21 protein-coding genes are annotated in these 23,466 nt (G+C 52.8%); 13 read left to right on the plus strand and 8 right to left on the minus strand.

What is annotated here, in order from left to right:
* Nucleotides 1-274: 274 nt before the first annotated feature.
* The 9 genes from PY311_RS08270 to nifJ all read left to right on the plus strand — a co-directional run bounded on the left by PY311_RS08270 (nucleotide 275) and on the right by nifJ (nucleotide 11,841).
* A complete protein-coding gene (locus PY311_RS08270; RefSeq protein ID WP_286148204.1) occupies nucleotides 275-1,288 on the plus strand; it encodes a LacI family DNA-binding transcriptional regulator in 1,014 nt (337 codons plus the stop codon).
* A gap of 102 nt (nucleotides 1,289-1,390) precedes the next feature.
* The gene (locus PY311_RS08275) at nucleotides 1,391-1,897 is read left to right on the plus strand and encodes a tripartite tricarboxylate transporter TctB family protein (RefSeq protein ID WP_286148205.1); all 507 of its coding nucleotides are present in this window, start codon (nucleotides 1,391-1,393) and stop codon (nucleotides 1,895-1,897) included.
* A gap of 56 nt (nucleotides 1,898-1,953) precedes the next feature.
* Nucleotides 1,954-2,985 (plus strand): tripartite tricarboxylate transporter substrate binding protein, encoded by a 1,032-nt coding sequence (locus PY311_RS08280; protein WP_286148206.1) that lies wholly within the window; start codon nucleotides 1,954-1,956, stop codon nucleotides 2,983-2,985.
* A 49-nt stretch (nucleotides 2,986-3,034) separates the two neighbouring features.
* Complete coding sequence (locus tag PY311_RS08285; protein ID WP_286148208.1) at nucleotides 3,035-4,525, plus strand: tripartite tricarboxylate transporter permease; 1,491 nt, start codon at nucleotides 3,035-3,037, stop codon at nucleotides 4,523-4,525.
* 112 nt (nucleotides 4,526-4,637) lie between these two features.
* Complete coding sequence (locus PY311_RS08290; protein ID WP_286148209.1) at nucleotides 4,638-5,708, plus strand: hypothetical protein; 1,071 nt, start codon at nucleotides 4,638-4,640, stop codon at nucleotides 5,706-5,708.
* A gap of 23 nt (nucleotides 5,709-5,731) precedes the next feature.
* A complete protein-coding gene (locus PY311_RS08295; RefSeq protein ID WP_286148210.1) occupies nucleotides 5,732-6,019 on the plus strand; it encodes a UxaA family hydrolase in 288 nt (95 codons plus the stop codon).
* A gap of 14 nt (nucleotides 6,020-6,033) precedes the next feature.
* A complete protein-coding gene (locus PY311_RS08300; RefSeq protein WP_286148211.1) occupies nucleotides 6,034-7,197 on the plus strand; it encodes a UxaA family hydrolase in 1,164 nt (387 codons plus the stop codon).
* A gap of 55 nt (nucleotides 7,198-7,252) precedes the next feature.
* Complete coding sequence (locus tag PY311_RS08305; protein WP_286148212.1) at nucleotides 7,253-8,257, plus strand: Gfo/Idh/MocA family protein; 1,005 nt, start codon at nucleotides 7,253-7,255, stop codon at nucleotides 8,255-8,257.
* Nucleotides 8,258-8,313: 56 nt separating this feature from the next.
* Nucleotides 8,314-11,841, plus strand: a complete 3,528-nt coding sequence (nifJ, locus tag PY311_RS08310) for a pyruvate:ferredoxin (flavodoxin) oxidoreductase (RefSeq protein ID WP_286148213.1) — start codon at nucleotides 8,314-8,316, stop codon at nucleotides 11,839-11,841.
* Between the two features lie 78 nt (nucleotides 11,842-11,919).
* Here the strand turns inward: nifJ and PY311_RS08315 are convergent, their stop codons facing one another.
* The 7 genes from PY311_RS08315 to PY311_RS08345 all read right to left on the minus strand — a co-directional run bounded on the left by PY311_RS08315 (nucleotide 11,920) and on the right by PY311_RS08345 (nucleotide 18,294).
* Nucleotides 11,920-12,888, minus strand: coding sequence for a helix-turn-helix transcriptional regulator (locus PY311_RS08315; RefSeq protein ID WP_286148214.1), 969 nt, complete (start codon nucleotides 12,886-12,888; stop codon nucleotides 11,920-11,922).
* A 186-nt stretch (nucleotides 12,889-13,074) separates the two neighbouring features.
* A complete protein-coding gene (locus PY311_RS08320; RefSeq protein ID WP_286148215.1) occupies nucleotides 13,075-14,652 on the minus strand; it encodes a recombinase family protein in 1,578 nt (525 codons plus the stop codon).
* Nucleotides 14,653-14,697: 45 nt separating this feature from the next.
* On the minus strand, nucleotides 14,698-14,832 hold the full coding sequence (locus PY311_RS08325; protein ID WP_286148216.1) for a hypothetical protein: 135 nt from the start codon (nucleotides 14,830-14,832) through the stop codon (nucleotides 14,698-14,700).
* Nucleotides 14,833-14,931: 99 nt separating this feature from the next.
* Complete coding sequence (locus PY311_RS08330; protein ID WP_286148217.1) at nucleotides 14,932-15,864, minus strand: hypothetical protein; 933 nt, start codon at nucleotides 15,862-15,864, stop codon at nucleotides 14,932-14,934.
* A 61-nt stretch (nucleotides 15,865-15,925) separates the two neighbouring features.
* Nucleotides 15,926-16,321 (minus strand): hypothetical protein, encoded by a 396-nt coding sequence (locus tag PY311_RS08335; RefSeq protein ID WP_286148218.1) that lies wholly within the window; start codon nucleotides 16,319-16,321, stop codon nucleotides 15,926-15,928.
* A 61-nt stretch (nucleotides 16,322-16,382) separates the two neighbouring features.
* Nucleotides 16,383-17,141: a hypothetical protein gene (locus PY311_RS08340; RefSeq protein WP_286148219.1), complete on the minus strand. Its 759-nt coding sequence runs from the start codon at nucleotides 17,139-17,141 to the stop codon at nucleotides 16,383-16,385.
* 19 nt (nucleotides 17,142-17,160) lie between these two features.
* Nucleotides 17,161-18,294: a tyrosine-type recombinase/integrase gene (locus PY311_RS08345; protein ID WP_286148220.1), complete on the minus strand. Its 1,134-nt coding sequence runs from the start codon at nucleotides 18,292-18,294 to the stop codon at nucleotides 17,161-17,163.
* A gap of 320 nt (nucleotides 18,295-18,614) precedes the next feature.
* Here PY311_RS08345 and PY311_RS08350 point away from each other — a divergent pair, with 320 nt between their 5' ends.
* Nucleotides 18,615-19,607 carry a Fic family protein gene (locus PY311_RS08350; RefSeq protein ID WP_286148221.1) on the plus strand — a complete coding sequence of 331 codons (993 nt, stop codon included), beginning with the start codon at nucleotides 18,615-18,617 and terminating at the stop codon, nucleotides 19,605-19,607.
* A 19-nt stretch (nucleotides 19,608-19,626) separates the two neighbouring features.
* Nucleotides 19,627-21,651: an AIPR family protein gene (locus PY311_RS08355; protein WP_286148222.1), complete on the plus strand. Its 2,025-nt coding sequence runs from the start codon at nucleotides 19,627-19,629 to the stop codon at nucleotides 21,649-21,651.
* Nucleotides 21,652-21,780: 129 nt separating this feature from the next.
* Here PY311_RS08355 and sigK read toward each other — a convergent pair whose 3' ends face one another.
* The gene (gene sigK / locus PY311_RS08360) at nucleotides 21,781-22,425 is read right to left on the minus strand and encodes an RNA polymerase sporulation sigma factor SigK (protein ID WP_434059940.1); all 645 of its coding nucleotides are present in this window, start codon (nucleotides 22,423-22,425) and stop codon (nucleotides 21,781-21,783) included.
* 100 nt (nucleotides 22,426-22,525) lie between these two features.
* Between sigK and PY311_RS08365 the strand changes: the two genes are divergently transcribed.
* Nucleotides 22,526-22,780 carry a GIY-YIG nuclease family protein gene (locus PY311_RS08365; RefSeq protein WP_286148224.1) on the plus strand — a complete coding sequence of 85 codons (255 nt, stop codon included), beginning with the start codon at nucleotides 22,526-22,528 and terminating at the stop codon, nucleotides 22,778-22,780.
* Complete coding sequence (locus PY311_RS08370; RefSeq protein ID WP_286148225.1) at nucleotides 22,777-23,463, plus strand: hypothetical protein; 687 nt, start codon at nucleotides 22,777-22,779, stop codon at nucleotides 23,461-23,463. The genes PY311_RS08365 and PY311_RS08370 overlap by 4 nt, the downstream gene beginning before the upstream one ends.
* Nucleotides 23,464-23,466 lie beyond the last annotated feature (3 nt).

Raw genomic sequence — 23,466 nt, forward strand, 5'->3', positions numbered from 1 at the left:
ATATCACTGAAAATAGTCTGTTCTTTGGGGAAAATCGACAAATGCCGCAGTGCTTTTCTGTCAGAATTTATAATTGCAATTTGCTAAAAAAATAACTATAATCAACCTGTAAAAAAGCTGAGCACCCCGCTTGTTTGCGTATCCTACCGACGAAGCGTTATGTTCGCTTTTTTCTTTTCTATTATTTCGTGCTCGTGCACGAAAATGAAAATCCGCAGTTTGACGGCACCTCTTGCAGAATGCTGCGTAAATAGAAAGACCGGGAGGATGCCGTGTGACAACGATCGAGATCATAGCGAAAAAGGCCGGCGTATCCCGGGGAACGGTGGACCGTGTCCTGCATGACCGCGGACAGGTGAAGCCGGAAACCGCAGAGCGGGTCCGGGCGGTGATGGAGGAGATGGACTTCCAGCCGAATGCGCTGGGACGGGCCTTTTACCTCTCCCGCAGGAAAAACAAGATCGGCATTCTGGTGGCGTTCCGTGAGCCGGACTTCCAGCAGCAGATCGCATCGGGCATTGAGGACGGCATTGTCTACGCACGGCAGCACGGAATTGAGATCGTGACGGAGATCGCGCCGCCGGATGATGACCGAGGCTACCTTGCGGCGCTGGAGCGACTGCTGAGCAGCGACATACAGGGCCTTGCCCTCCGGGGAAACGGCTCCGAGGCAGCTTATGATATTCTGCGGTCCCTGCCGGAAAACCATATCCCCATTGTAGCCTACAATCAGGATGTTCCAAAGAATCTGCGAAGCTGCTTTGTGGGGCAGGACTCCTACCGCAGCGGCGCCTGCGCCGCTTATCTCATGCGGCAAATCGCACCGGCCGGAGGCAGAATCCTCATCGTGGGCGTGGATTGGCTGCATTACTCCAGCGAGGACCGTATCCGGGGGTTTGCGGACCGGCTCCGCGATTGCATGGAGGTCTCCGATGTGATGTACGGCAAGGGCAGCCATGAGCTGGCCTACCGGCTGACACGGGACAAGCTCCGGGAGCTTCCAGACCTGACGGGAGTATTCGTCAGCGGTGCGGGACTCAGCGGCGCCGCGCAGGCGGTAGAGGACACGGACCTGACTGGGAAGGTCAAGGTTGTGGGCTATGACCTGACGGAGTCCAACACGAGGTTTTTGGAAAAGGGGACCGTTCAGTTTTTAATCGATCAGGGGCCATATGCACAGGGTTATCGCTCTGTTCAGCTATTGACGGACGCGGTCTTTCAGGATAAGCCGGTGGAAATGGAGCTGTATGATACCGGTATTTTGATAAGGTGCCCCTATAATTGCTGAGACTTTCCGGTAAGATCCGCCCGCGGGCGCGGTGCGAATTGAATAAAATTGCTTTTGAGACCTACGCATGACGAATGCAGTTGAAAGGAGAAAAAAGAATTTATGAAAAAAGTAATCCGCAGCACCAATGATCTGCTTCTGGCAATTTTGATGGCCGGTGTGTCCATCTTCCTGCTCAGCAGTGACAAGATCATCACGGGTGTGGAGAACGGACTGGGCGGCTTCTGGGCGCAGGCAAGCTCCTACATCACCCTGCTGGCCGGTATCCTGCTGGGCCTTTCCGTCCTTCAGCTGATCTATGCTATCAACTTCAAGGGTGTTGGTGAGCATACCGGGCTGCACATTCCCATTTCCAAGGAGATTGTTATTACCGCCGTGGCACTGGTACTGTACGCCCTGCTGCTGCCGGTTCTGACATTTTTCCCCTGCACGCTGGTTCTGAACATCGTCCTGTGCGGCACGTTCGCTTTGAAGGAAAATCAGGGCAACGAGGAGCTCAAGGGCAAGCTGCCGAAAAAGCAGGTCCTCAGCATCGTGATCTACTCCGTGGCACTGACCGTCTGCCTGTGGCTGCTGTTCACGCAGGTTCTGAAGTGTGTCCTTCCCTGATTGGGATTTGGAACAATAGATCGTAAACTCAATATTATAAAAAGGAGAAAATGTACATGAAAAAGGCTATGTCCCTTGCTCTTGCAGCTCTGATGCTGATGGGCACCCTGACCGGCTGCGGCAGCTCCAATTCCAACAGCTCCGACGCCAACAACACCAATACCGACAGCAACGCGGCTGAGACCACGCAGTTGGACTATCCCAAGAAGGATATCCAGATCATCATCCCCTACGCTCCCGGCGGCGGCTCCGATAACCTCGTCCGCGGCATGATGCAGTATCTGGATCTGGGCGCTACCACCGTTGCCATCAACGTGGATGGTGCTTCCGGCTACATCGGCGCTCTGCAGGGCTACAACAGCAAGAACGATGGTTACACCATCATGACCCACAACGAGATGGACCTGATCTCCTACTCCATGAGCGGTCAGGCTACCGAGCCCCTGTATGAGAATCTGGAGTACATCTGCGACGTTGTGACCGACTATAACCTGCTGTGCACCAGCCCCGACACCGGCTGGACCACCGCTCAGGAGGTCATTGACTACGTCAACGCCAACCCCGGCACTGTGACCGTGGGCTGCACCGGTTCCAACAACGTCAACTACGGCACTACCATGGAGCTGTTGAAGGCCATGGGCATCTATGACAAGGTCACCATCGTGCCTTATGATGGCGGCGCCGCCAGCGAGACTGCCCTGCAGGGCGGCCACATCCAGCTGGAGGTCAACTCTCTGGCCGACACTTCTTCCTATATCGCTGCCGGCACCAACGTGCCCCTGATGATCTGCAATGACTCCCGTATCGATGCATATCCCGATCTGCCCACCACTGTTGAGAACGGCTTCAATGTGACCTATGGCAAGCCCCGCGGCTTCTTTGCTCCTGCCGGCACCGACGCTGCTGTCCTGAGCTACATCTCCGAGAAGATGGCTGAGGTCTGCGAGATGCCCGAGTTCCAGGAGGCTATGGCCAATCTGGGCTTCACCGTGGCCTATGTGGATGGCCCTGCTGCCAAGGAGCGCGCTGTTTCCTGGGCTGAGAGCCTGACCCCTGTTTTTGAGGAGATGGCCAATATCGGCGGTTAATTCGCCCTTGGCTTATCGCTTCAAACCAGCAGAAAGGTAGGGATGACGGTTGTCAACGATCATTCTTGGTTTCCAGTACATCTTCAGTGACCCGATGTGTCTTCTGATGTTGGCTCTGGGCGTGTTTGTCGGCATTATTTTCGGCAGCATCCCCGGACTGACCGCGACCCTCGGCGTTACCCTCTTTATTCCCTTTACGTATACGCTGGCCGCTGTGCAGGGCCTTACGCTGCTGATCGCCGTCTATGTAGGCGGCATCAGCGGCGGCCTCATCACCGCGACCCTCATCAACATCCCCGGCACGCCGTCCTCTATCTACACCTGCTTTGACGGCTATCCCATGACGAAGAAGGGCAAGCCTGCCGAGGCTCTGGCCATCGGCGTGTTCTGCTCCCTCATCGGCGGCTCCTTCTCTGCAATCGCTCTGATGGGCATTGCCCCTCAGTTGGCTAAGGTGTCCCTGAGCTTCGGCAGCTGGGAGTATTTTGCCATCGCTCTGATGGGCCTGTCCGTGGTGGTTGCCATGTGCTCCGACTCTCTTATCAAGGGCTTGATCGGCGCCGTGTTCGGCCTGCTGATCGGCACGGTGGGCATTGACTCCATCAGCGGTGTTTCCCGTCTGACCTTCGGCTTCTGGCAGCTTCAGGGCGGTATTTCTTCCACCGCTCTGATGATGGGCCTGTTCGCCATCACCGAGGTTTTCAACCAGTCTCTTGAGCTGGACAAGCCCCGGCCCAAGATCGAGTTCAAGAAGACCACCCTAATTCCGCCGCTCTCCGAGATGAAGAGCTGCTGGAAGGCCATCGGCATCGGCTGCGTGGTCGGCACCGGCATCGGCATTCTGCCCGGTATCGGCCAGAATGCTTCGACACTGATCTCCTACAACCTCTCCCGCACGGTATCCAAGACCCCGGAGGAGTTTGGCCACGGCTGCCCCGAGGGCATCTGCGCCTCTGAGACTTCCAACAACGCCACCAACGGCGGTGCGCTGATTCCTCTGGTGTGCCTCGGCATTCCTGGCGACCTGACCACCTCTGCCCTCATCGGCGGCCTGATGATTCACGGCCTCCAGCCCGGCCCTCTGCTCTACAGCCAGCATCCTGAGCTGGTGGGCGGCATTATGGCGGCCTACTTCATGGCAAACGTTGTCATGTACGTTATGGAGCTGGGCTTGATGAAGGCATTTGTCCGGATGGTCAACGTGAAGCTGTCCTATCTGTTCCCTGCCATCGTGGCCTGCTGCGTTCTGGGCGTTTACACCCTGAATAACCGTATGTTCGATGTGTGGGTGATGATCACCTTCGGCTTCGTCGGCTATCTGCTGATCTGCCTTGGCATTGATATGGCGCCTGTGATTCTGGGCTTTATTCTGGGGCCCCTGATCGAGAAGTATATGCGTATGGCCCTGATTTCCGCCAACGGCAACTGGGGTGATATCATGGCCCGTCCCGTGGCTGTGTTCTTTGTCATCATCGCGGTGCTGTTTGTGGTGGTCCCCATGATTCGCAAATCTACAAAAGCAACTAAAAAAGCACAGTAAAGCTCTCAAGAGCTGCTGGCAAACATAGGCAGGCAGCTGAGGCAATGGCGCCGCAAAGCACAAGGTCTTTGCAGTCATGACTCCGCTGCCTGCTTTTTTAACGGAGATGACCATGGAGCTTACCTACCAAGTCCCAAGAGACGCCTATGTGAATCTGCTGGAGAGCATGATTCGGAAAAATGACCGCCGCCCCCTGAAAATGCTGACAGCGCTGTTACTGACCGTGGGTCAGATGACAGCCGTGATTTTGCTTTGCATCTTCAAGCTGGAGGGGAGCCAGAGGATATTTGTCCTTGTCTGGTCGGTGCTGGTGGCGGGTATCACCGTCCTGCGGCGGTGTACGGCCCGTCAACGGGCCAAGGGCACCTTGACCCGTTTGGAATATTCCGGACAGCTCCCGGAGGACTACTGGAAAAAGCACCGCCTGACTGTGGCAGAGCGGGAGCTGCGGCTGAGCTACGGCGAGGCGCGGCTAAGCTGTCCGCTGAACGCGGTGGGGCCGGTGGAGCAGCGGGGAGACGCGCTGTATCTCTACTGCGGCGGCACGATTTTCGACATCGTACCCAAATCCGCCTTCAAGAGCGAGGGGGATATGGCAGCCTTTGCCGCGTCCCTGCGGGAAAAGGCGGCCCGCGCGGAGGCCCCCACGGCCCCTGGCAAAGCGCAAAAGCGCACGGACGGGTTTGCGTGGCGCATGGAGGAACGTGACTTTGAGGAGGGTCAATATCTGGCCTACCGTACGCTCTATTACCGTTATCGCTTTTTACGGAAAGCGACCTTTATCCGTCTGGCTGTCAGCGTGGCGGCCATGATCAATCTGATGAGCAACCGCACGCCGGTGAATATCGGTGTCTCTGTGCTTATTCTGCTTCTGGCGAACTTAGAAAATATCTCCATGATTCCCTTTGTCTGCCGCCTGCGGATTCGGCGGGAGGTAGGGAACTGGAAAGACAGTCATGAATTTAACCTTGTGCCTGCGGAGGAAACGCTGATTTTCAGCTCCGAGCACGCAAGTGTGGAGATTCCAATACATAAAATCAACCTTTGCGAAAAAATCGGCCCTTACAGCGTCATTGCGTGGAATAATTTTCCGGCAGTGGTGCTGCCCCAGACAGTGGCTGATGCTTCCCCGGAGCTGACCGCGCTGCTGACCCGGCTGCGGCCGGAGACCGAAAAGCGGTAAACGCAGAGGCAGGAGGAAATAAAATGAACGCAATGATTATTGATTCCAAGGACAATGTGGCGGTGGCCATCGAGCCTATCGCCGCAGGGGATACGGTGACGTATCTGCGGGACGGTAAGCCGGTATCCCTGAAGGCGGCAGAGGACATCACCATTTACCACAAGATCGCCACCCGCGACATTCAGAAGGGCGAGCCTGTGGTGAAGTACGGTGAGCACATCGGCGTCGCCACGGAGCTGATTCCGAAGGGCGCTCATGTTCATGTGCACAATGTTGTGAGCATGAAGGAAAACCGCCGGGACATGGAATAAGGGAGGACCAAGAGATGACATTTTACGGATATCGCCGCCCGGACGGGCGCGTGGGTGTGCGGAACCGGGTGCTGATTTTGCCTGCCAGCGTATGCGCCTCGGATACGGCCCGCATCATCGCCCAGCAGGTAGAGGGCGCTATCAGCTTCAATAACCAGCAGGGCTGCTCTCAGGTGGGGCCTGACCAGCAGTTCACCATGGACGTGATGGCCGGTTATGCGGCCAACCCCAATATTTACGGCACGGTGGTGGTATCTCTGGGCTGTGAGAACTGCCAGATGGACTTGGTGACTGCCGCCATCCGGGAGCGCACCAACAAGCCGATGGAGCAGGTCATTATTCAGGAGGCCGGCGGTACGTTGAAGGCTGTGGAGATCGCCGTTCGCTACGCAAAGCAGATGGTGGCGGAGGCCGCTCTGCTGCAAAAGGAGGAGTTTCCCCTCTCCGAGCTGATCGTAGGTACGGAGTGCGGCGGCAGCGACCCCACCAGCGGCCTTGCGGCCAACCCCGCCATCGGTGCCATGAGCGATCTTGTAGTAAAGGCCGGCGGTACCAGCATTCTCTCCGAGACCTCCGAGTTCATCGGTGCTGAGCATATTCTGGCCCGCCGCGCCGCCAATAAGGAGGTCCATGACCGTATTTACGAGATCACCACCCGCTTTGAAAACCACTTCCACGCGGTGGGTGAGGATGTCCGGGCGGGCAATCCCTCTCCCGGCAACAAAGCCGGCGGTATTACCACGCTGGAGGAAAAGTCTCTCGGCTGCATCCACAAGGGCGGCCACAGTACCATCAACGCCGTGTATGACTATGCAAAGCAGGTAAAGTCCAAGCAGGGCCTGGTCATCATGGATACCCCGGGCAATGACCCCGCCTCTGTAGCGGCTATGGTGGCCGGCGGCGCGCAGGTGGTGGTATTTTCCAGCGGCCGGGGTTCACCGGTGGGCCATCCCATTGTTCCCGTGGTGAAGATCACCGGCAACAAGCTGACCTTCGCCGCTATGGAGGACAATATCGACTTCAGTGCCGCGCCGCTGATCTACGGTGAAAAGACCGTGGAGGAGCTGGGTGAGGACCTTCTCAAGATGGTGATTGAGACAGCCTGCGGTAAGCAGACCAAGGCAGAAGCCCTCGGTTTTGTAGAAACTGCTATTGCCAGAATTTGTAATTACGTTTAAAATAGAAATGTTACTTTGAAAGCTGCGTTCACGGTATCAGAAAGGACGTTTGAACATGGAAAAGAAAGTTGTTCGTTGGGGTGTACTGGGGTGCTCCGGCATCGGCAAGGCCCGCACGATTCCCGGTATGCTGGCGTGTGACAATTCCGAGCTGTACGCCATCGCCGGACGGAATGCGGAAAAGCTGAAGGCATATGCCGCGCCCTTCAAGCCGCAGAAGACCTATACGGACTATCAGGCTTTGTTGGACGATGAAAATGTGGACGCGGTTTATCTGCCGCTGCCCAACGGTGTGCACAAGGAATGGGTGCTGAAGGCTGCCGCGGCCGGTAAGCACATCCTTTGTGAAAAGCCCATGTCGCTGACGGAGGCCGATGTGCGCGAGATGTTTGCCGCGGCCAAGGCTCACGGCGTGCTGCTGGAGGAGGCGTATGCCTACCGCCACGCTCAGCTTGCCCAGAAGGTGAAGGAGATCGTGGACAGCGGCGCCATCGGCCGCATCCGGTATATTGAATCCAAACATTCCACCTATGACACCAACCGCTCCGGCATCCGCTACCAGAAGGGCAACGGCGGCGGCGCGGTTTATGATGTGACCTGCTACAATATCAGCCTCGCGTCCTATCTTTTGGGGAAGGACCCCACTGATATGCACGTTTACTGCGGCTTTGACAAGGAGACCGGTGTGGACACCTCCGATGCCGTGCTGATGCGGTATGAGGAGGGAGTCAGCGCCATGCTGTATGCCGGACTGGACGCCTATCCCCGGGGCTGCTTCTCCATTCTCGGCGATACCGGTCGCATTGATGTGGACCATAAGTTCAACAGCCGGGGCGTCTGCCACATCCGCGTGGCGAAAAATGCCCGGCCGCAGGGCGCCGAATATGTGGACGAGGTCACCACGGACTATAACATCTGGGTGGACGATAACTACCAGATGGAAATTCATCAGTTTGCCGATGCGGTTCTTAACGGCACGCCCCTGACCATCTCTGAGGAGGAGTCTCTGCGGACCGCCCGCGTGTGCGATGCTGTCCGCAAGGCCGGCGGCGTGGATTAAAAGGTAATTACGGCATTTTCAAATACGCAATACAGAAAACGGAAGGAAAGAACAAAATGGGAAAGAAAAACTATGTTGTCATGGATGGCAACACGGCGGCGGCGTACAGCGCCTATGCCTTTACAGAGGTAGCGGCGATCTACCCCATCACCCCGTCCTCCCCCATGGCGGAAAAGGTGGACGAGTGGTCTGCCAAGGGCAAGAAGAACCTGTTCGGCTCCACGGTGGACGTGATCCAGATGCAGTCTGAGGCCGGCGCTGCCGGCACCTGCCACGGTTCCTTGCAGGCAGGCGCCCTGACCACCACCTTCACCTCCTCTCAGGGCCTGATGCTGATGATTCCCGCCATGTATGCCATGGGCGGCCAGTTCCTGCCAAGCGTCATGCACATTGCGTCCCGTGTGGTGACCTCCAACCACCACTCCATCTTCGGCGATCATACCGACTTTATGACCTGCCGCACCACCGGCTATGCCATGCTGATGTCCTCCTGTCCGCAGGAGGCGATGGACCTGGCTGCCGTGGCCCATCTGTCTGCCATCAGCGGCCGGTACGCCTTCATGCACTGCTTTGACGGTTTCCGTACCTCTCACGAGATGCAGCGCATCGAGGCACTGGATTATGAGGACCTGCGTGGCCTTGTGGATCAGGAGTCTCTGCAGGCGTTCCGCCGTGCGTCCCTGAACCCGGAGCACCCTACCAACCGCGGCAACAACGTCAACCCGGATGTCTACTTCCAGTGCAAGGAGGGAGCTAACGTCAAGGCCAACGCCCTGCCCGATACCGTTCAGCACTATATGGATGAGATCAACAAGCTCACCGGCCGTGACTACAAGCTGTTCAATTACTATGGCGCGCCCGACGCGGAGGAAGTCATCGTAGTGATGTGCTCCGCCAGTGAGACCGTGAAGGAGACTGTGGACTATCTGAACGCACAGGGCCGCAAGGTCGGCATGGTACAGATCCACCTGTTCCGTCCCTTCTCGGTGAAGCACTTTGCCGCCGCTATCCCCGCCACCTGCAAGCGCATCGCCGTGCTGGACCGCTCCAAGGAGACCGGCAGTGTGGGCGAGCCTGTGTACTTGGACGTGGTGACCGCGCTGAATCAGGCCGGCCGCGGCGACATCCGCGTGGTGGGCGGCCGGTACGGCCTCAGCTCCAAGGATACCACACCCGGTCAGATCGTGGCCGTGTACGATAACCTCAAGCAAGCCCAGCCCAAGAACAACTTCACTATCGGCATCAACGATGATGTGACCCACACCTCTCTGGATTATACGGAGATTGAGCTGCCCCATCCCGGTGAGATCAGTTGCAAGCTGTGGGGCTTGGGCGGCGACGGTACTGTGGGCGCCAACAAGAATGCCATCTCCACTATCGGCTTTGTGGGCAACAAGTACGCACAGGCATATTTCTCCTATGACACGATGAAGTCCGGCGGCTTGACCCAGAGCCATCTGCGCTTCGGCGATGAGCCCATCCGCAGCACCTATCTGGTCTCCTCTGCCGATTTCGTGGCCGTTCACGCGCCCACCTATGTCAAGAAGTATGATACCACCGAGGATTTGAAGGATGGCGGCACGTTCCTGCTGAACTGCGCGTGGTCCGTGGACGAGCTGGACGCTCAGCTCCCCGGTAAGATGAAGCGTGACCTTGCCCGCAAGCACGCCAACTTCTACATCATTGACGCTGCCAAGCTGGCACAGGAGATCGGCCTGGGCAAGCGTACCAATAACATTCTCCAGGGCGCCTTCTTCGCCCTGACCAAGGTCATCCCCATGGATCTGGCCATTGAGGATATGAAGAAGAACAACTACAACTCCTACTTCAAGAAGGCAGGACAAAAGATCGTGGACCTGAACGATCAGGCCGTGGATCTGGGCGTCAGCGCCGCTGTGAAGGTGGAAATTCCCGCCGCGTGGGCGGATGCACAGGATACCCCGGTGTCCGAGCCCAAGGGCGTGACGCCCTTCGTCCGGGACATCGTCATGCCCATGGACCGCCAGAAGGGCGATCAGCTCCCTGTGTCTGTGTTCCAGAAGTACGGCGTGCTGGATGGTACGTGGGAAAACGGTACCTCTGTGTTCTCCAAGCGCGGCGTGGCCACCAAGGTCCCCAAGTGGGATGGCAGCAAGTGCATCCAGTGCAACCGCTGCTCTATGTGCTGCCCCCATGCCGCCATCCGTCCTGTGCTGCTGACGGAGGAGGAGAAGAAGGGCGTGCCTGCCGGGTTTGAGACCGTGCCCGCAAAGGGTCTTGGCAAGGACGCTCCTGCGTATTCCTTCCGGATGCAGGTCTCTCCCTATGACTGTCTTGGCTGCGGCGTGTGCCTGACCGCCTGTCCCGCCGAGGGTGCTCTGACCATGACCAGCTTTGAGAGCATGAAGTCCGAGCAGGAGCTGTTCGATGATGTGGCCATGAACGAGGCGTATCTCAAGAAGGACGTCATCAACGATAAGAGCGTAAAGAACGCCCAGTTCGCAAAGCCTTACTTCCAGTTCTCCGCTGCCTGCGCCGGCTGCGCTGAGACCACCTATATCAAGTTGGTGAGCCAGTTGTTCGGCGACCGGCTGTATGTCGGCAACGCCGCAGGCTGCTCCTCCGCTATTTCCGGCGGCGCGCCCATCCTGCCCTATTGCAAGGATTGTCAGGGCCACGGCCCCGCGTGGGAGCACTCTCTGTTTGAGGACAACGCCGAGTTTGCCTATGGCTTCTTCCACGCACAGGATGCCATCCGCAAGGAGCTGCTGATTCGTCTGGGCGCCATCAAGGCCGCCGGTATTGCCGTGGAGGCCGTGGAGGCCTACGAAAACGGCTGGAAGGACAGCAGCAAGTCCCGCGCGGTCACGGACGCGCTGCTGTCTGCCTTGGAAAAGGCGGAGCAGACTAAGGATGTGAAGTATGTCCTTGCAAACCGCGAATTCCTCGCCAAAAAGTCCGTTTGGGCCATCGGCGGCGATGGCTGGGCTTATGATATCGGCTACGGCGGCATCGATCATGTCATGGCGCAAAACCAGAACGTGAACCTGCTGGTTCTGGACACAGAGGTGTACTCCAACACCGGCGGACAGTCCTCCAAGTCCACGCCCACCTCTGCTACCGCCAAGTTTGCTGCCAGCGGCAAAAAGGTTGCTAAGAAGGACCTTGGCGCTATGATGATGCAGTACGGCTATGTGTATGTTGCACAGGTGGCCATGGGCGCCGATCAGGCACAGACCCTGAAGGCGCTGCGCGAGGCGGAGTCCTATGACGGTCCCTCTATCGTCATCTGCTACTGCCCCTGCCTGGAGCAGCACATCAAGGCCGGTATGGGGACCTCTCAGGACGAGATGAAGAAGGCTGTTGAGTGCGGCTATTGGCATTTGTACCGCTATGATCCCCGCCGGATCGCCGAAGGCAAGAACCCGTTCCAGTTGGACTCCAAGGAGCCGGATACCTCCAAGGTGATGGACTTCCTGATGGGCGAGAACCGCTTTGCTTCTCTGAAGAACAACTTCCCCGACAAGGCGGATGCTCTGTACGCCAAGGAGGTCGAGGACGTCAAGGCCCGTTATCTCAAGTACAAGAAGCTGGCTGAGGACTGATCTGGAAATATCCCGCGTATCAAATAAGAAAACGGCTGTGTCAGTTATCTGACACAGCCGTTTTTTGCGCTCAGGCGCTTACAACGCTCGAATTGGGCGGATATATTTGAAATACTGCCCCGGGTCGAAGTAGAGGTACATGATGCGCCCCGGCGTTGTATCCAGCGCACAGCCGTTGGCGGCATAATCAAAGGAGCGCATGGCCGCTTCTATTTTCTCCTCCACGGTGCGGCATTCCTGTTCATAGTCAAAGGGGCCGTGCTCAAAAACCACATACTCTCCCTGCGGGATGTCCGTGAGAAGCAGCGGTGTCGGCGCCGGACCGGCGTAATCCGCCGGGAGACGGACACCATAGCACTCCGTTCGCAAAAAGCCCCAGTCGCACAGGCGGCCGGTGGGGTCATTGAAATACGCCATGATCTGACCGGCGGTGCAGTTGCTTTCGTTGCCCCCGGCATCGTCCAGCTTATTGGGAATGCTGTCCAGCAGACCGCAGACGGTTTCATGATCCTGACCGGGGATTTGGGATTGCTTCTGCCAGAAGTCCCAGTAGCCGTTGCTCTCTCGATTCTCAATGTGCAGAAATTTGTGGGCCGGGATGGTGACAAAATAGGCCTTTACATTTTCAGAGGATTTGACCATGCCGATTTCACCGAGACCGAACAGGTAGCGGTCAAAGGGATTGATCTTCGTCCGCAGAATGACGGGACGGGGGTGGCGGCGGTAATCGCTGGGTGTCATGCCGTAAATCTGCTCAAAGGCGCGGGTAAAGGCTTCATGTGAGGAAAAGCCGTAGTCCAGCGCAATGTCCAGAAGGGGACGGCTGCTGTCCCGCACCTCTTTCAAGGCGAAGGCCAGCCTGCGGCGGCGCAGATAATCCCGCAGCCGCATCCCGGAAATTTCACGAAACTTGCGGGTCATGTAGTATTCCGAGTAGCCAAGTGTCTCCGATAAGCGCCGTAGTGCAACGGCCTCGTCATCATGGGCGCGCAGACTTGCATCAATTTGGTCCACTGTGCGCTGAATCAACTGCTGCCATTCGTACATCTGGTGTTCCTCCGTTCACTGTTCTGCCACTATTATACTGCGGGCAGCAGCCGTGCGCTTGATTATTTTTGCGCTGCTGCGGAATGGGGGCCGCTTACCGGCTTTTCCAACTCCGCCCGCAGCTTTTCCAGCGCTCGCTTTTCGATTCGGGAGACATAGCGACTCGCCTATTGTAAACGATTTGCCCTAAGAAATTGCTTCCAGTTCACGGAAGCGGAATTTGACGATGATTTGCTTGTCTTCCGTTAATTCCACTCGCTCAATCAGGCTCACCAGCAGTTCCCGACTGGCATAAGCCGATGTGATGAACCTTTGCACCAACTCTCTGGCTCGGTCTTCGGTGCTGACCGGGCTTTCTTTTTGCGCTTCCAAGTCCTTCAGCTTTTCCTCAAGTGAGTTGCGCTCCATCTTGATGCGCTGATAAATCCGTTCAAAATCCGACTCAGCAAGGAGGCCAGTCAGCCGATCCATGTACATCTTATCCAGATTGGCAGTCAGGCCGTCGATCTTGCTGTGCAGGGATTGAATCTCGCTATCGTGGCTCTCTGCTTTGCGCACCTCTTCCACAGCAGTAATGGCAATTGGCTGCAGCAGACTCGGATCCAAATAGGCCTCGCAGACCTCCTGTATCTTGGCGACAACGGCGTCCGTCACAGTCTTTTCCTTGATGCTGTGGCATGAACAGACACCGGCTTTGGTGAAGCGCTGATAAGTCCGGCAGACAAAGTACAGCACATCCTCTCCGGCAGCATTTTTGCGATTGAGCACCGCCAGCGGGTAACCACACTCATGGCAGAAGATCATGCCTTTGAGCAGAAAGTCATAGGTTCGGCTTCTGGTGTGCTTGCGGCTGTTGACCAACATGCGTACTTTTTGGAAGGTTTCCCGATCAATCAACGGCTCGTGCGTTCCTTCCACCACGACCCAGTTTTCACGGTCCTGCTTCAGGCACTTCTTGGACTTGTAGCTGATCTTCACCGTTCGTCCTTGAACCATGTTTCCGATGTAAGTCTCATTTTGAAGCATATCTGAGATGCGTTCACTGCTCCACAGACCGGTGTAGGGACCTGGGTTTGCCACAGGCAGTCCTGCATAGGTTGCCGGAGTGGGTACACCCTCTTCGTTTAACTGTGTGGCGATTTGCCTGCAGCTCATACCTTCCAACGCCATGTGGAAGATGCGCCGCACTATGGGCGCTACTTCCTCGTCAATGACGATTTTGTTCTTCTCTGTGGGATGCATCTTATAACCATAGACCGGTTTGCCGCCGATAAATTGTCCCTTACGCTGCTTATCCCGCTTGACAGATTTGATCTTCTTGGAAATGTCCTTGGCGTACATGTCATTCATGATGGCACGGAACGGGGTGATGTCGTTGGCACTGGATTCCACACCAGTGTCGATACCGTCCAGTAGTGAGATGTACCGCACCCGCTTTTCCGGGAAGTACCGCTCCATGTAGTGGCCGGTCATGATATAGTCACGGCCCAGACGGGACAAGTCTTTGGTGATGACCATGTTGACCTTCTTGGCTTCGATGTCGCCGATCATCCGTTGAAAATCCGGGCGGTCAAAGTTAGTTCCAGACCAACCATCATCGATGTAAGTGTCGTAGACCGACAGCCGATGCTTCTTCACAAAATCATCCAAGAGGGATTTCTGATTGTTGACGCTTTCTGACGGCCCTTCGTTTTCGTCCTCCTTTGATAGTCTGATGTATAATGCCACATGGTAATCCATGGGGTTGCTTATCTCTAAGTACATAAACTGTCCTCCCGAAATAAGCGACCATTCATCGTCACAACAATACTACATCGGCTGGCGAATAGCCAGGGCAAAAAGCTCTTTTTGAAGAAAGAACCGAAAGGACTCTTGGATGAGTTCTGCCAGCATCTGGTCCGTATCGGAATACGTACAACGAACGATTATTTGCTTATTTTTCATGAGACACCTCCTGTATTGATACTATGAAGAAACGGCAGCCAACTTGCGGCTGCCGAACAAAAAAGAACCCGTACCGGGTTAGGTACGGGTTCACAACATTTATTCAGTTGATTTAGCTTGCTTGGCATACTGGCTTAATGCTGCCTTGTGCTTATAGCCCAGACCACTCGTATTAGAGACGTTGCGCAGCATGTCATTCGTACTATGGCCTGCACGCAAAGGTTTCATACGACGTTCGACATGTCCGTTCTCCATGTAGTAGTTTGTTGATGCAAATATAAGGTCTCGCGTAAGAAGAAACTCAAGGATACTGAGTAACTTGGTAATGTTTCTCGTAACGGACTTCAACGAATCAACGATCAACGCGCCATTGGAGTCGGCGGAAAGCATTTTTAGAAAAGCCATAAGCGGCGGCTCTATTTCGGGAGAATAGCCATCGTAAATTCCTGTTTTCATCTCACCAGACGTTGCAGTAATCTCTGTCTCTTTATCTACGCCTTCCAGAAAATAAGGTTCGGAAACGGATACTTTCGGATAATCAACGGTCTTGCTGTTCGTTGCGGCAAGGTGCTTCAGCGCAGCCCATGCGACAGGGTACTCATTTGCGAGTTCCTGATACAAATCCTGTCTTGCGCTAAGCTTTGCCTGTCTGCACATTTCAGCAAAATCCTGCTTACTGAAATAGCGAATGGCCTCCGATGTAATTTCCTTCACATCTTTGCTGGGTAGCGATTTACTCAGTCCGGCCTCTCCATAGGCGTCACTCTGGATCGTTTCAATGGGACTGTTTCGAATGGCGACGACCACAAAACAGCGAATATCGATTTTTGCCCGAGGTTCATAAAAGCTGCCTTCTTCCAGGCCAAGCAGTAAAACGGTATTTTTGAAAACCCGATCATCCCAATGGCGCAGAAGAGAGGTCATCTGTGTATGAATGATACCAATGGTACGTAGCAGAAAGTGTTCCGAAACACCATAGCCGCGCAGCCTGGGTGCGAGGATACTATTCAGATAATGGGAAACTGCGTCCACAACATACACATCCTCTCTGGAAAGGTATTCCTATTGTGGCATAGTTTCCGACAAATTTCAACTAAAAGCCCCAGTACATATATGCATTCTTTGGCCGGAGGTCTTCTTCAGCCACTTGGACATCTTTATTTCCAAGGATTTCTTGCACACCCTCCCGTACAAAGCACACCTCCATGCATGGTATATGTGCTTGCTGCGACAAGGGAAATAAATCCTTGCTTTCTACAAGAACAAGCCCAAGATCATCGGCCTGCGCGCGTTGCAAAAAACGAAGCAAGACCTGATCCGGATCTTCCAAGTTGAACTCGCCCACATGGAAAAAGCAATGCTCAATTGTCCGACCGGAGCTCGCTGCATTCTGAGCAAGTATATCATGTTGTCTTTGCAGTTCCCGCTGTATCTCCGCTTCAGGTATACTTTCGGAAACATGACAGAAGAGTGAAGCAATCAATTCCATACGCAATACTCCTTTCCGCATTATTCTATTGCTATTGTAGAGCGCAGTTTGTCGAATTATTTTATGCTGTCAAAAGTGAGCGAATGTATGTATAACAAGCCATAAGTACTCTTTCTGAAAATCCCGGTTTCGGCATTCCTAATTCAGGCTGTCTGCAAACAACAGCCAGCATAAATGTATCTGCAAACAGTTCTCGAAGCTGCGCTGTGGTCAGCTTCCTGCAATCTATGCCCAGTCCCAGCAAATGTTCCTTGAAAGAGTCAGGAACATCAGTCAGTGTCCCGGTCGCCTTGATGTGGAGCAAATGACCCAATTCGTGCAGCAGTACATGGATAGGGTTTACCTCTTCACTTTGCATTCGGTACATACAGATACAACTCTGCATTCCTCCCGCTGTAAACATAGCAAAGGTTTCGCCATTCAAGCACTCGTGTTGGGCATCAATCAGTAAAATGTCGACCGGATGCTTGTCCAGTACTTTTTGAGAATAGGAAAACAGGGCGTCCACCATCTGAACCGCCGTTGCCACGCCTTCTTCCGTGAGTATCGGTGTATCCGCATACCAGAATCTACTGGCATATTGGTGCAGGCCGTCTATGCAACGGTCAATCCCGAGTTCCTTGTTACAGGCTATAAACCATTGGGCGTATCTTATGACGGCATCGTCCTGGTAGACTGCATAGCTTTTGGTTGCCGAACACGAGGGCGACATAGATGAAATACGGTTGGCAAAATCCACCGCAGCCAGCTCGTTCCCTTCGTCCAATTCTGTAATTACGTTTTCCGTTTCTTCGAAAAGATTCATGATATCAAACGCCATGGTGTTCTCCTTTCTTTTGTCAAAGTAACATCTGCGAGATGACGCGAGCATTTTGCTCCTTGGCGGCATACTCCAGATGCGAATATAAATCCGCCGTAGTTGACAGGCTGCTGTGCCCCAACCACTGCTGTACCTCTATCAGCGGCACACGGGCAGAGATCAGCAAATTGGCACAGCTATGCCGCAAATCATGAAATCGAATCCTGCGCAAGTTGTTCTTTGCGAGAATTGTTTTGAAATGCTCAGATAGATAGTCGGGTGTAAACAACTGCCCCGTCCCATTCACACAGATGTATTCCTCATTAGGCGGAGGCTGTGTCCCATAACGCTGGATCGCGGCATTCTGGAGCATAGCTGCAACCTGTGGCATAAGCGGCAATGTTCGAAAGCTGGACTTGCGCTTTAATTTGTCCTTCGCGATCAGCTGCCGCTTCCCATTAACTGCGGTCGATGTTACGGAATGTGAAATGGTAATTGTGGCTCGCTCATAATCAATAGCACCCCATCGCAGCCCCAAAACTTCGCTGCGCCGCAGTCCATACAGAACGGCCAACGTAATGGGAAGTTCAAGTGGATCATCATGAAGCGCATTGAGTAATTTTCTGCATTCCTCCGGAGAATAGCAATCCGCAGCAGACTGCTCCTTTTTAGGTCGTGGAATAAAGTCTGTCGGGTCATTCTGAATGAAACCCCGCATGCTTGCCTCCTTCAAGGCCTTGCGGAGAAGCACATGATAGTGCAAGACTGTATTTCCCGTAAGGCCTTTGGCATATAGCGAATTGTAGTAATCCAGAATATCTGCCGGTTTCAGATCTAAAAGCAAAATATTCCGTTCTTTGAAGTAAGGGGCAATTCTGTTATTAATGCAGTTCTGGTATTCTTCGTAGGTGCCAAATGAAACTTTTCCACGACAACTCTTGACCCAGGTCGTGAGGTAGTGGCTGACGAGAACATCGCTGCTGCGCTTTTGTATTTCGGCGAAATCCGTATATTCCCGTCGAGCGGCAAGGAGCATTGCTTCTGCTTTCTTTTTATTTCCCTCCACCCGAAGGTGGGTTGAAATCCACTTCTGCTTTAACCGGCCCGTCTCATCCCTCACCATAAGAATCAAGTACCAATACCCATTTTTCTTTGTCATGTGCCCTGCGACCATATCAGCGCCTCCCGTTTTTGCTTTCATTTTACATAAAGGAGGCCTGCAATTCTCGTTTGAGCCACAGCAAATCTATTTTCTACAGATTTATGCGAGTGGGCATGAACGGCTTGACTCGAAATCAGTTTGGGATATCTGTGCATGGGTTCGAATTGAAGAATAACCATCTAAATTGAAACGGCCCGGAGAGTTGCCTCTCAGGGCTCATTTTTATATAAGCAATACGCTCCATCACTCAATCATGTCACCAAAAATGATTGATGAAATGAGCGATGTGTGGTATAATACGGTCGAATGAATCTTTTGCATGAGGTGTTTCTATGAGGAATAAGAAACCTCCTTTTGAAATTACAAATACGATGATCCATGAGATTGCGGAAATCGCCGAACTGGTGGGCAAGCTGACTTCCACCAATCAGCTGTCTGCGAACCCAACTTTACGGCGGACAAACCGTATCCGGACGATCCACGGCTCTCTGGCCATTGAACAGAACACTTTGAGTTTAGAACAGGTCACCGCAGTTCTGAACGGCAAGCAGGTGCTGGCCCCGCCCAAGGATATTGCCGAAGTCAAGAATGCCTATGAAATCTACGAACGGTTGGACGAGCTTGACCCCTATTCTGTGGATGATCTGCTGACTGCACATGGCATTATGATGCGAGGCTTGGTTGAGGAATCCGGTGTATTCCGTTCCCGCCCAGTTGGGGTAGTTGATCAGGCAGGGCATGTCCTACATTTCGGTACACTTCCACAGTATGTGCCGGATTTGGTAATGGAGCTGCTGGACTGGGCTAAGAACAGCGATATACACATGTTGATCCGCAGTTGCGTGTTCCACTACGAGCTGGAACTGATCCATCCCTTCGCTGACGGTAATGGTCGTATCGGACGTCTGTGGCACACGCTGTTGCTCTCCAAGTGGAATCCTGCCTTTGCCTGGTTGCCGGTGGAGTCCATGATCCATGCCCGCCAACCGAAATATTATGCAGCGATTAATGCCTCCAACGACGCCGGAGAGTCCACGGTATTTATCGAGTTCATGCTCTCTACCATCAAAGCGTCGCTCATCGACGCAATTAACACGAGCGATGAAGTGAGCGATGAGCCGATGGATAAGGCAACCATGCGCTGGAAACAGATGGAGAAGTTTTTGGAGACGCATGAGTTTATTATGAATGCGGATGTGCGGGCACTATGTGGTGTGTCTGCTGCTACGGCGAATCGGATTCTGGCAAGCATAGTAGCAGATGGCAAACTTGTTAAACGCTATGAGTGTGGTCATTGGGTATACAAGCTAACCTATATAAATTAAAGAAAAGGAGGATATTTCAATGCAATTTGAACCTATGATAAAGGCTCGGATTAATTCATTTAAGACCCATCACGCTTTGTCGAATATCCCTGAAGACAAGCTGTTTGAGCTTTTTGTCAACGATGTCGTTCTGCGTAGTCATCAGCCTGATGTTGGAATCTCTGAGGAAGTAATTTTAGACGAATGCTCTGTAGGCGGCGCCGATGATATGGGTATTGATGGTCTTGCAATTAAAGTAAATGGGATATTTGTATCTACTAAGCAAGATATAGACGAACTGGTTGAATTGAATAAGCAAATCTCTATTGAATTCTTATTTATCCAGTCGAAAAACAAAGATAAACTCGACTCTGGTGAGTACGGAAAATTTGCTGATGGTATTATTGATTTTTTAGCTGATGAACATCACGAACCTCACAACGAAAAAATCGAAGCCATTTTACAGTTAAAAGACTACCTCTTTTCTGATGATATAATCCTGCGTTGGAAAAGAAATCCAATTGTTAGAATATATTATATTATTTTTGGACAATGGCGAGACAATAAGCACTTCGAAGCCAAGACCAATAAACTTAAACAAGATATTATCGCTCTCCAAAGTTATAGTGATGCTTTTTTCAAATTTATTGACAACACAGAACTAAAAAAGATGTGCGGGGAAAATGAAAATTCATTCTCCGCCGTTATGACGGTTATTGATGACTTTAGTCTCACTGAAGTTTCTGGTGTAAATAACTCTCTGGTTGTTCTGTTAGCTGCTCCAGAACTTATCAAAATGGTTACCACAGATGAGCAGATGCTTAGACAATCTTTATTCACAGACAATGTGCGCGACTATCAGGGAAACACAGATATTAACGCAGACATAATGAATACCATCCAAAACTCGCCCAGCAACTTCGCCCTTTTAAATAATGGTATCACAATTGTATGTACCAGTGTGCGTACTGGCAATCGAAAAATCACCCTATCAAATCCACAAATTGTAAACGGATGTCAAACATGTAATGTCTTGTTTGACGCATATATGCAAGGCTTGGATCTTTCTAAAGTAACTCTTCTGGCAAAAATAATTGCTACCGAAAAAGATGAAGTTACAAGCGCAATTATTAGAGGCACAAATAGCCAAAATGTTGTTTATAACGAAGCGTTTGAAACAACACGAGACTTCCATAAAAATCTTGAGGAGTTTTTCACAGTTATTCAAACTGATGGTACGCCTAATAGAATTTATTATGAGCGACGTTCTCGACAATATGCTCGAGACAACAAAATTCCCTCCACTCGAATTATTGGCTTAAAAACCCTTACTCAAAGCTTTGTTAGTGTGTTTATGCAATCTCCTCATTTTGGCACTTCTCACGAAGCAATTCTCCTCAAAAAGTATAAGAACAGTATCTATGTGGATGGTCAATCTTTGTATCCATATTATACCGCTGCACTAATGTGTTTAAATTTTGAAAAGCTAAAACGCGACGAAAAAATTGTTCGAGCTTTGGATAACCATAAGCACCACTTACTTCTTATCGTCAGTGAATTGATTGCTGGAGTTTGTCCAAGTATTAACGATAGTAAAAAGATAGATGCTTACTGTAACAAAATATTAGAAATCGTTTCTGACGACACTACATACACAGCGGCCATTCAAGAAAGCTCTTCCAAATTGCAAAAAGCAATTGCAGAATGGGTAAGGAAACGTGGACAGCAATATCGACACGGTATAAAAGATAACCCCGCCTTTACAAAATTCTTATTGACATTTATTCGAGGAGGCAATTTAGACAAAATTGAATACGATAATCCTCAACCTTTGGTGCTCAGAGGGCGTATAGTAAAAGCGAGACGTGATCGAAATGGTTATAACTATGGTTTTATCCAACATAGTCCTGAAGATGTGTTTTTCCACGAAAGAGATAATGAAAAACTGGATTTTTCAAGTATTTACGGAAAAACTGTGTTATATGAAATTTTCCCAGATTCCCTCAATGGTGAAGATCGAGCAGAAATTCTTGAAGTACTCGCCGATGAATCTTATTTAATATAACTATTTTACTTGATGAACGGCCGCTTACCTTAATTTTTTGCCACCGCTTACAATAACGGCGGCGCTACCCTAACATGCCCGATGCCCGGAAAGCCCTTGATTTTCAAGGATTTCCGGGCATCACTTACATTAGTTCCGGCGGGATACATAGCTGCGGGAAATGCCGAAGGTGGAGGCAATTTCTCGCTGGGTCAGAGGAACAGTGCCGCCAAGTCCGTAGCGCAGGCGAATGATTTCCGCCTCCCGCTGGGTCAGACATTCCCGCACCAGCCGCCGCAGCCGCAGAGCGCTGTCGCGGTCATAGAGGTCCTCCAGCATGGTATCGTCCACACCGATGACGTCAATGAGCTGCAAAGCGTTGCCCTCACGGTCAGATTCAATGGATTCGGACAGGGATATTTCCCCTTGCAGCTTTTTCTGCGCGCGGAAATACATAAGGATTTCATTTTCAATGCACCTTGCAGAATACGTGGCAAGGCGGGCACCCTTGGCAGGGTCAAAGCTGGAAATCGCCTTGATAAGCCCGATGGTGCCGATGGAAATAAGGTCATCCTGTTCGGAATTTTGCGAGTAATATTTCTTCACAATATGGGCCACCAGACGTAAATTGTGCTCAATGAGGACGCTTCGCGCCTCGGAATCGCCATGGGAGAGCCGCTCCAGCCATGACCGCTCCTCGGCGGCGGACAAAGGACGGGGAAAGGAACTGCCCCGGTCCAGCCGGAGCGTAAAGAGCAGCGTGTTGGCAAAGAGCATCAGCGCGGCAGAGATCATGCGTACCACCTCCTGTTCACCTTTATGAAGCAAAGGGACGTCCCTATGTCTTGCATCGGCGGCGGGGATATGTTAAGATGACAAAAAAGGGGGCGAAGCTGTGCCGTGGTATGTCTATATGCTCCGCTGCGGGGATGACAGCCTGTATACCGGCTCTACCACCGATGTACAGCGGCGTTTTCAGGAACACCGGAGCGGCACAGGGGCACGGTATACCCGCGCCCGGCCGCCGGTGACACTGGTCTATACCGAGGCGGCAACGGACCGCTCTGCCGCCCAGCGCCGGGAGGCGGCTATCAAAAAGCTGCCCCGGGCGCAGAAGCTGAAATTGATTGAAAAGGGAGAAGGAGTATGAGCCTGCGAAGACGCTTTATTTGGGGTGTGCTGCTGTCCGCACTGGTGGCGTCCTGGGCTTATTATGCGGAATACCTGCCATTTACCGGTAAGTGGATCGCCGCTTACCGCTTGGAGCAGTACGCCAAGGAGCAGTATCCCGGATTTCGGCAGGGAAAGGTATATTTCAATCCGTGCGGTGGGCCCTATGAAACCACTTATACCGGAGATTCCGGGCAGGAGGTGGAACTGGGGTGCGGCTATGACGGACTGATCGGCGATCCGCTCCGGGCGGAACGCTGGATGCAGAACAATCATATCTCAAAAGTAATGTGGGCACTCAATCGGCTGGAACAGGGAAGCTACGGCAATGTAAGCTGCCAGTGGAGACATGATATGCCGGAGCAGCCGGTATTTGTATTGAAGGTGCAGATCAGAGAGCCGGAGACCGTTCCATTCCCGGAATCAGAGACGGTCCTCCGGGAGAAAATGGTAGAAGCGTTGGCAAGTTATTGGGCCGCACTGCCAGAGACGGCTCAGGCGGATATAACAGATGTGGAGGTGGTGTACAGTCACTATGCCACGAAGCGGGAAGAGCAGCAGGCCTATGACGATATTTTCTACACCGTCCGCATTCCTGTGACCGATGATGGCCTGCCGACGGAACAGGTTATGACAGCGGATATGAAAGAAGGGAAAATGTGAAAG

Origin of the sequence: Neopoerus faecalis, from assembly GCF_029218125.1 — a bacterium.
Taxonomy (GTDB): Bacteria; Bacillota; Clostridia; order Oscillospirales; family Oscillospiraceae; genus Oscillibacter; species Oscillibacter faecalis_A.

What these genes read in the sequence shown, in the direction of transcription:
- PY311_RS08290 (WP_286148209.1), top strand. Translation starts at nt 4,638, where the DNA reads ATGGAGCTTACCTACCAAGTCCCAAGAGACGCCTATGTGAATCTGCTG.
- PY311_RS08275 (WP_286148205.1), top strand. Translation starts at nt 1,391, where the DNA reads ATGAAAAAAGTAATCCGCAGCACCAATGATCTGCTTCTGGCAATTTTG.
- PY311_RS08280 (WP_286148206.1), top strand. Translation starts at nt 1,954, where the DNA reads ATGAAAAAGGCTATGTCCCTTGCTCTTGCAGCTCTGATGCTGATGGGC.
- PY311_RS08355 (WP_286148222.1), top strand. Translation starts at nt 19,627, where the DNA reads ATGCAATTTGAACCTATGATAAAGGCTCGGATTAATTCATTTAAGACC.
- sigK (WP_434059940.1), bottom strand. Translation starts at nt 22,425, where the DNA reads ATGATCTCTGCCGCGCTGATGCTCTTTGCCAACACGCTGCTCTTTACG.
- PY311_RS08300 (WP_286148211.1), top strand. Translation starts at nt 6,034, where the DNA reads ATGACATTTTACGGATATCGCCGCCCGGACGGGCGCGTGGGTGTGCGG.
- PY311_RS08345 (WP_286148220.1), bottom strand. Translation starts at nt 18,294, where the DNA reads ATGGTCGCAGGGCACATGACAAAGAAAAATGGGTATTGGTACTTGATT.
- PY311_RS08340 (WP_286148219.1), bottom strand. Translation starts at nt 17,141, where the DNA reads ATGGCGTTTGATATCATGAATCTTTTCGAAGAAACGGAAAACGTAATT.
- PY311_RS08370 (WP_286148225.1), top strand. Translation starts at nt 22,777, where the DNA reads ATGAGCCTGCGAAGACGCTTTATTTGGGGTGTGCTGCTGTCCGCACTG.
- nifJ (WP_286148213.1), top strand. Translation starts at nt 8,314, where the DNA reads ATGGGAAAGAAAAACTATGTTGTCATGGATGGCAACACGGCGGCGGCG.
- PY311_RS08315 (WP_286148214.1), bottom strand. Translation starts at nt 12,888, where the DNA reads ATGTACGAATGGCAGCAGTTGATTCAGCGCACAGTGGACCAAATTGAT.
- PY311_RS08325 (WP_286148216.1), bottom strand. Translation starts at nt 14,832, where the DNA reads ATGAAAAATAAGCAAATAATCGTTCGTTGTACGTATTCCGATACGGAC.
- PY311_RS08335 (WP_286148218.1), bottom strand. Translation starts at nt 16,321, where the DNA reads ATGGAATTGATTGCTTCACTCTTCTGTCATGTTTCCGAAAGTATACCT.
- PY311_RS08295 (WP_286148210.1), top strand. Translation starts at nt 5,732, where the DNA reads ATGAACGCAATGATTATTGATTCCAAGGACAATGTGGCGGTGGCCATC.
- PY311_RS08320 (WP_286148215.1), bottom strand. Translation starts at nt 14,652, where the DNA reads ATGTACTTAGAGATAAGCAACCCCATGGATTACCATGTGGCATTATAC.
- PY311_RS08305 (WP_286148212.1), top strand. Translation starts at nt 7,253, where the DNA reads ATGGAAAAGAAAGTTGTTCGTTGGGGTGTACTGGGGTGCTCCGGCATC.
- PY311_RS08350 (WP_286148221.1), top strand. Translation starts at nt 18,615, where the DNA reads ATGAGGAATAAGAAACCTCCTTTTGAAATTACAAATACGATGATCCAT.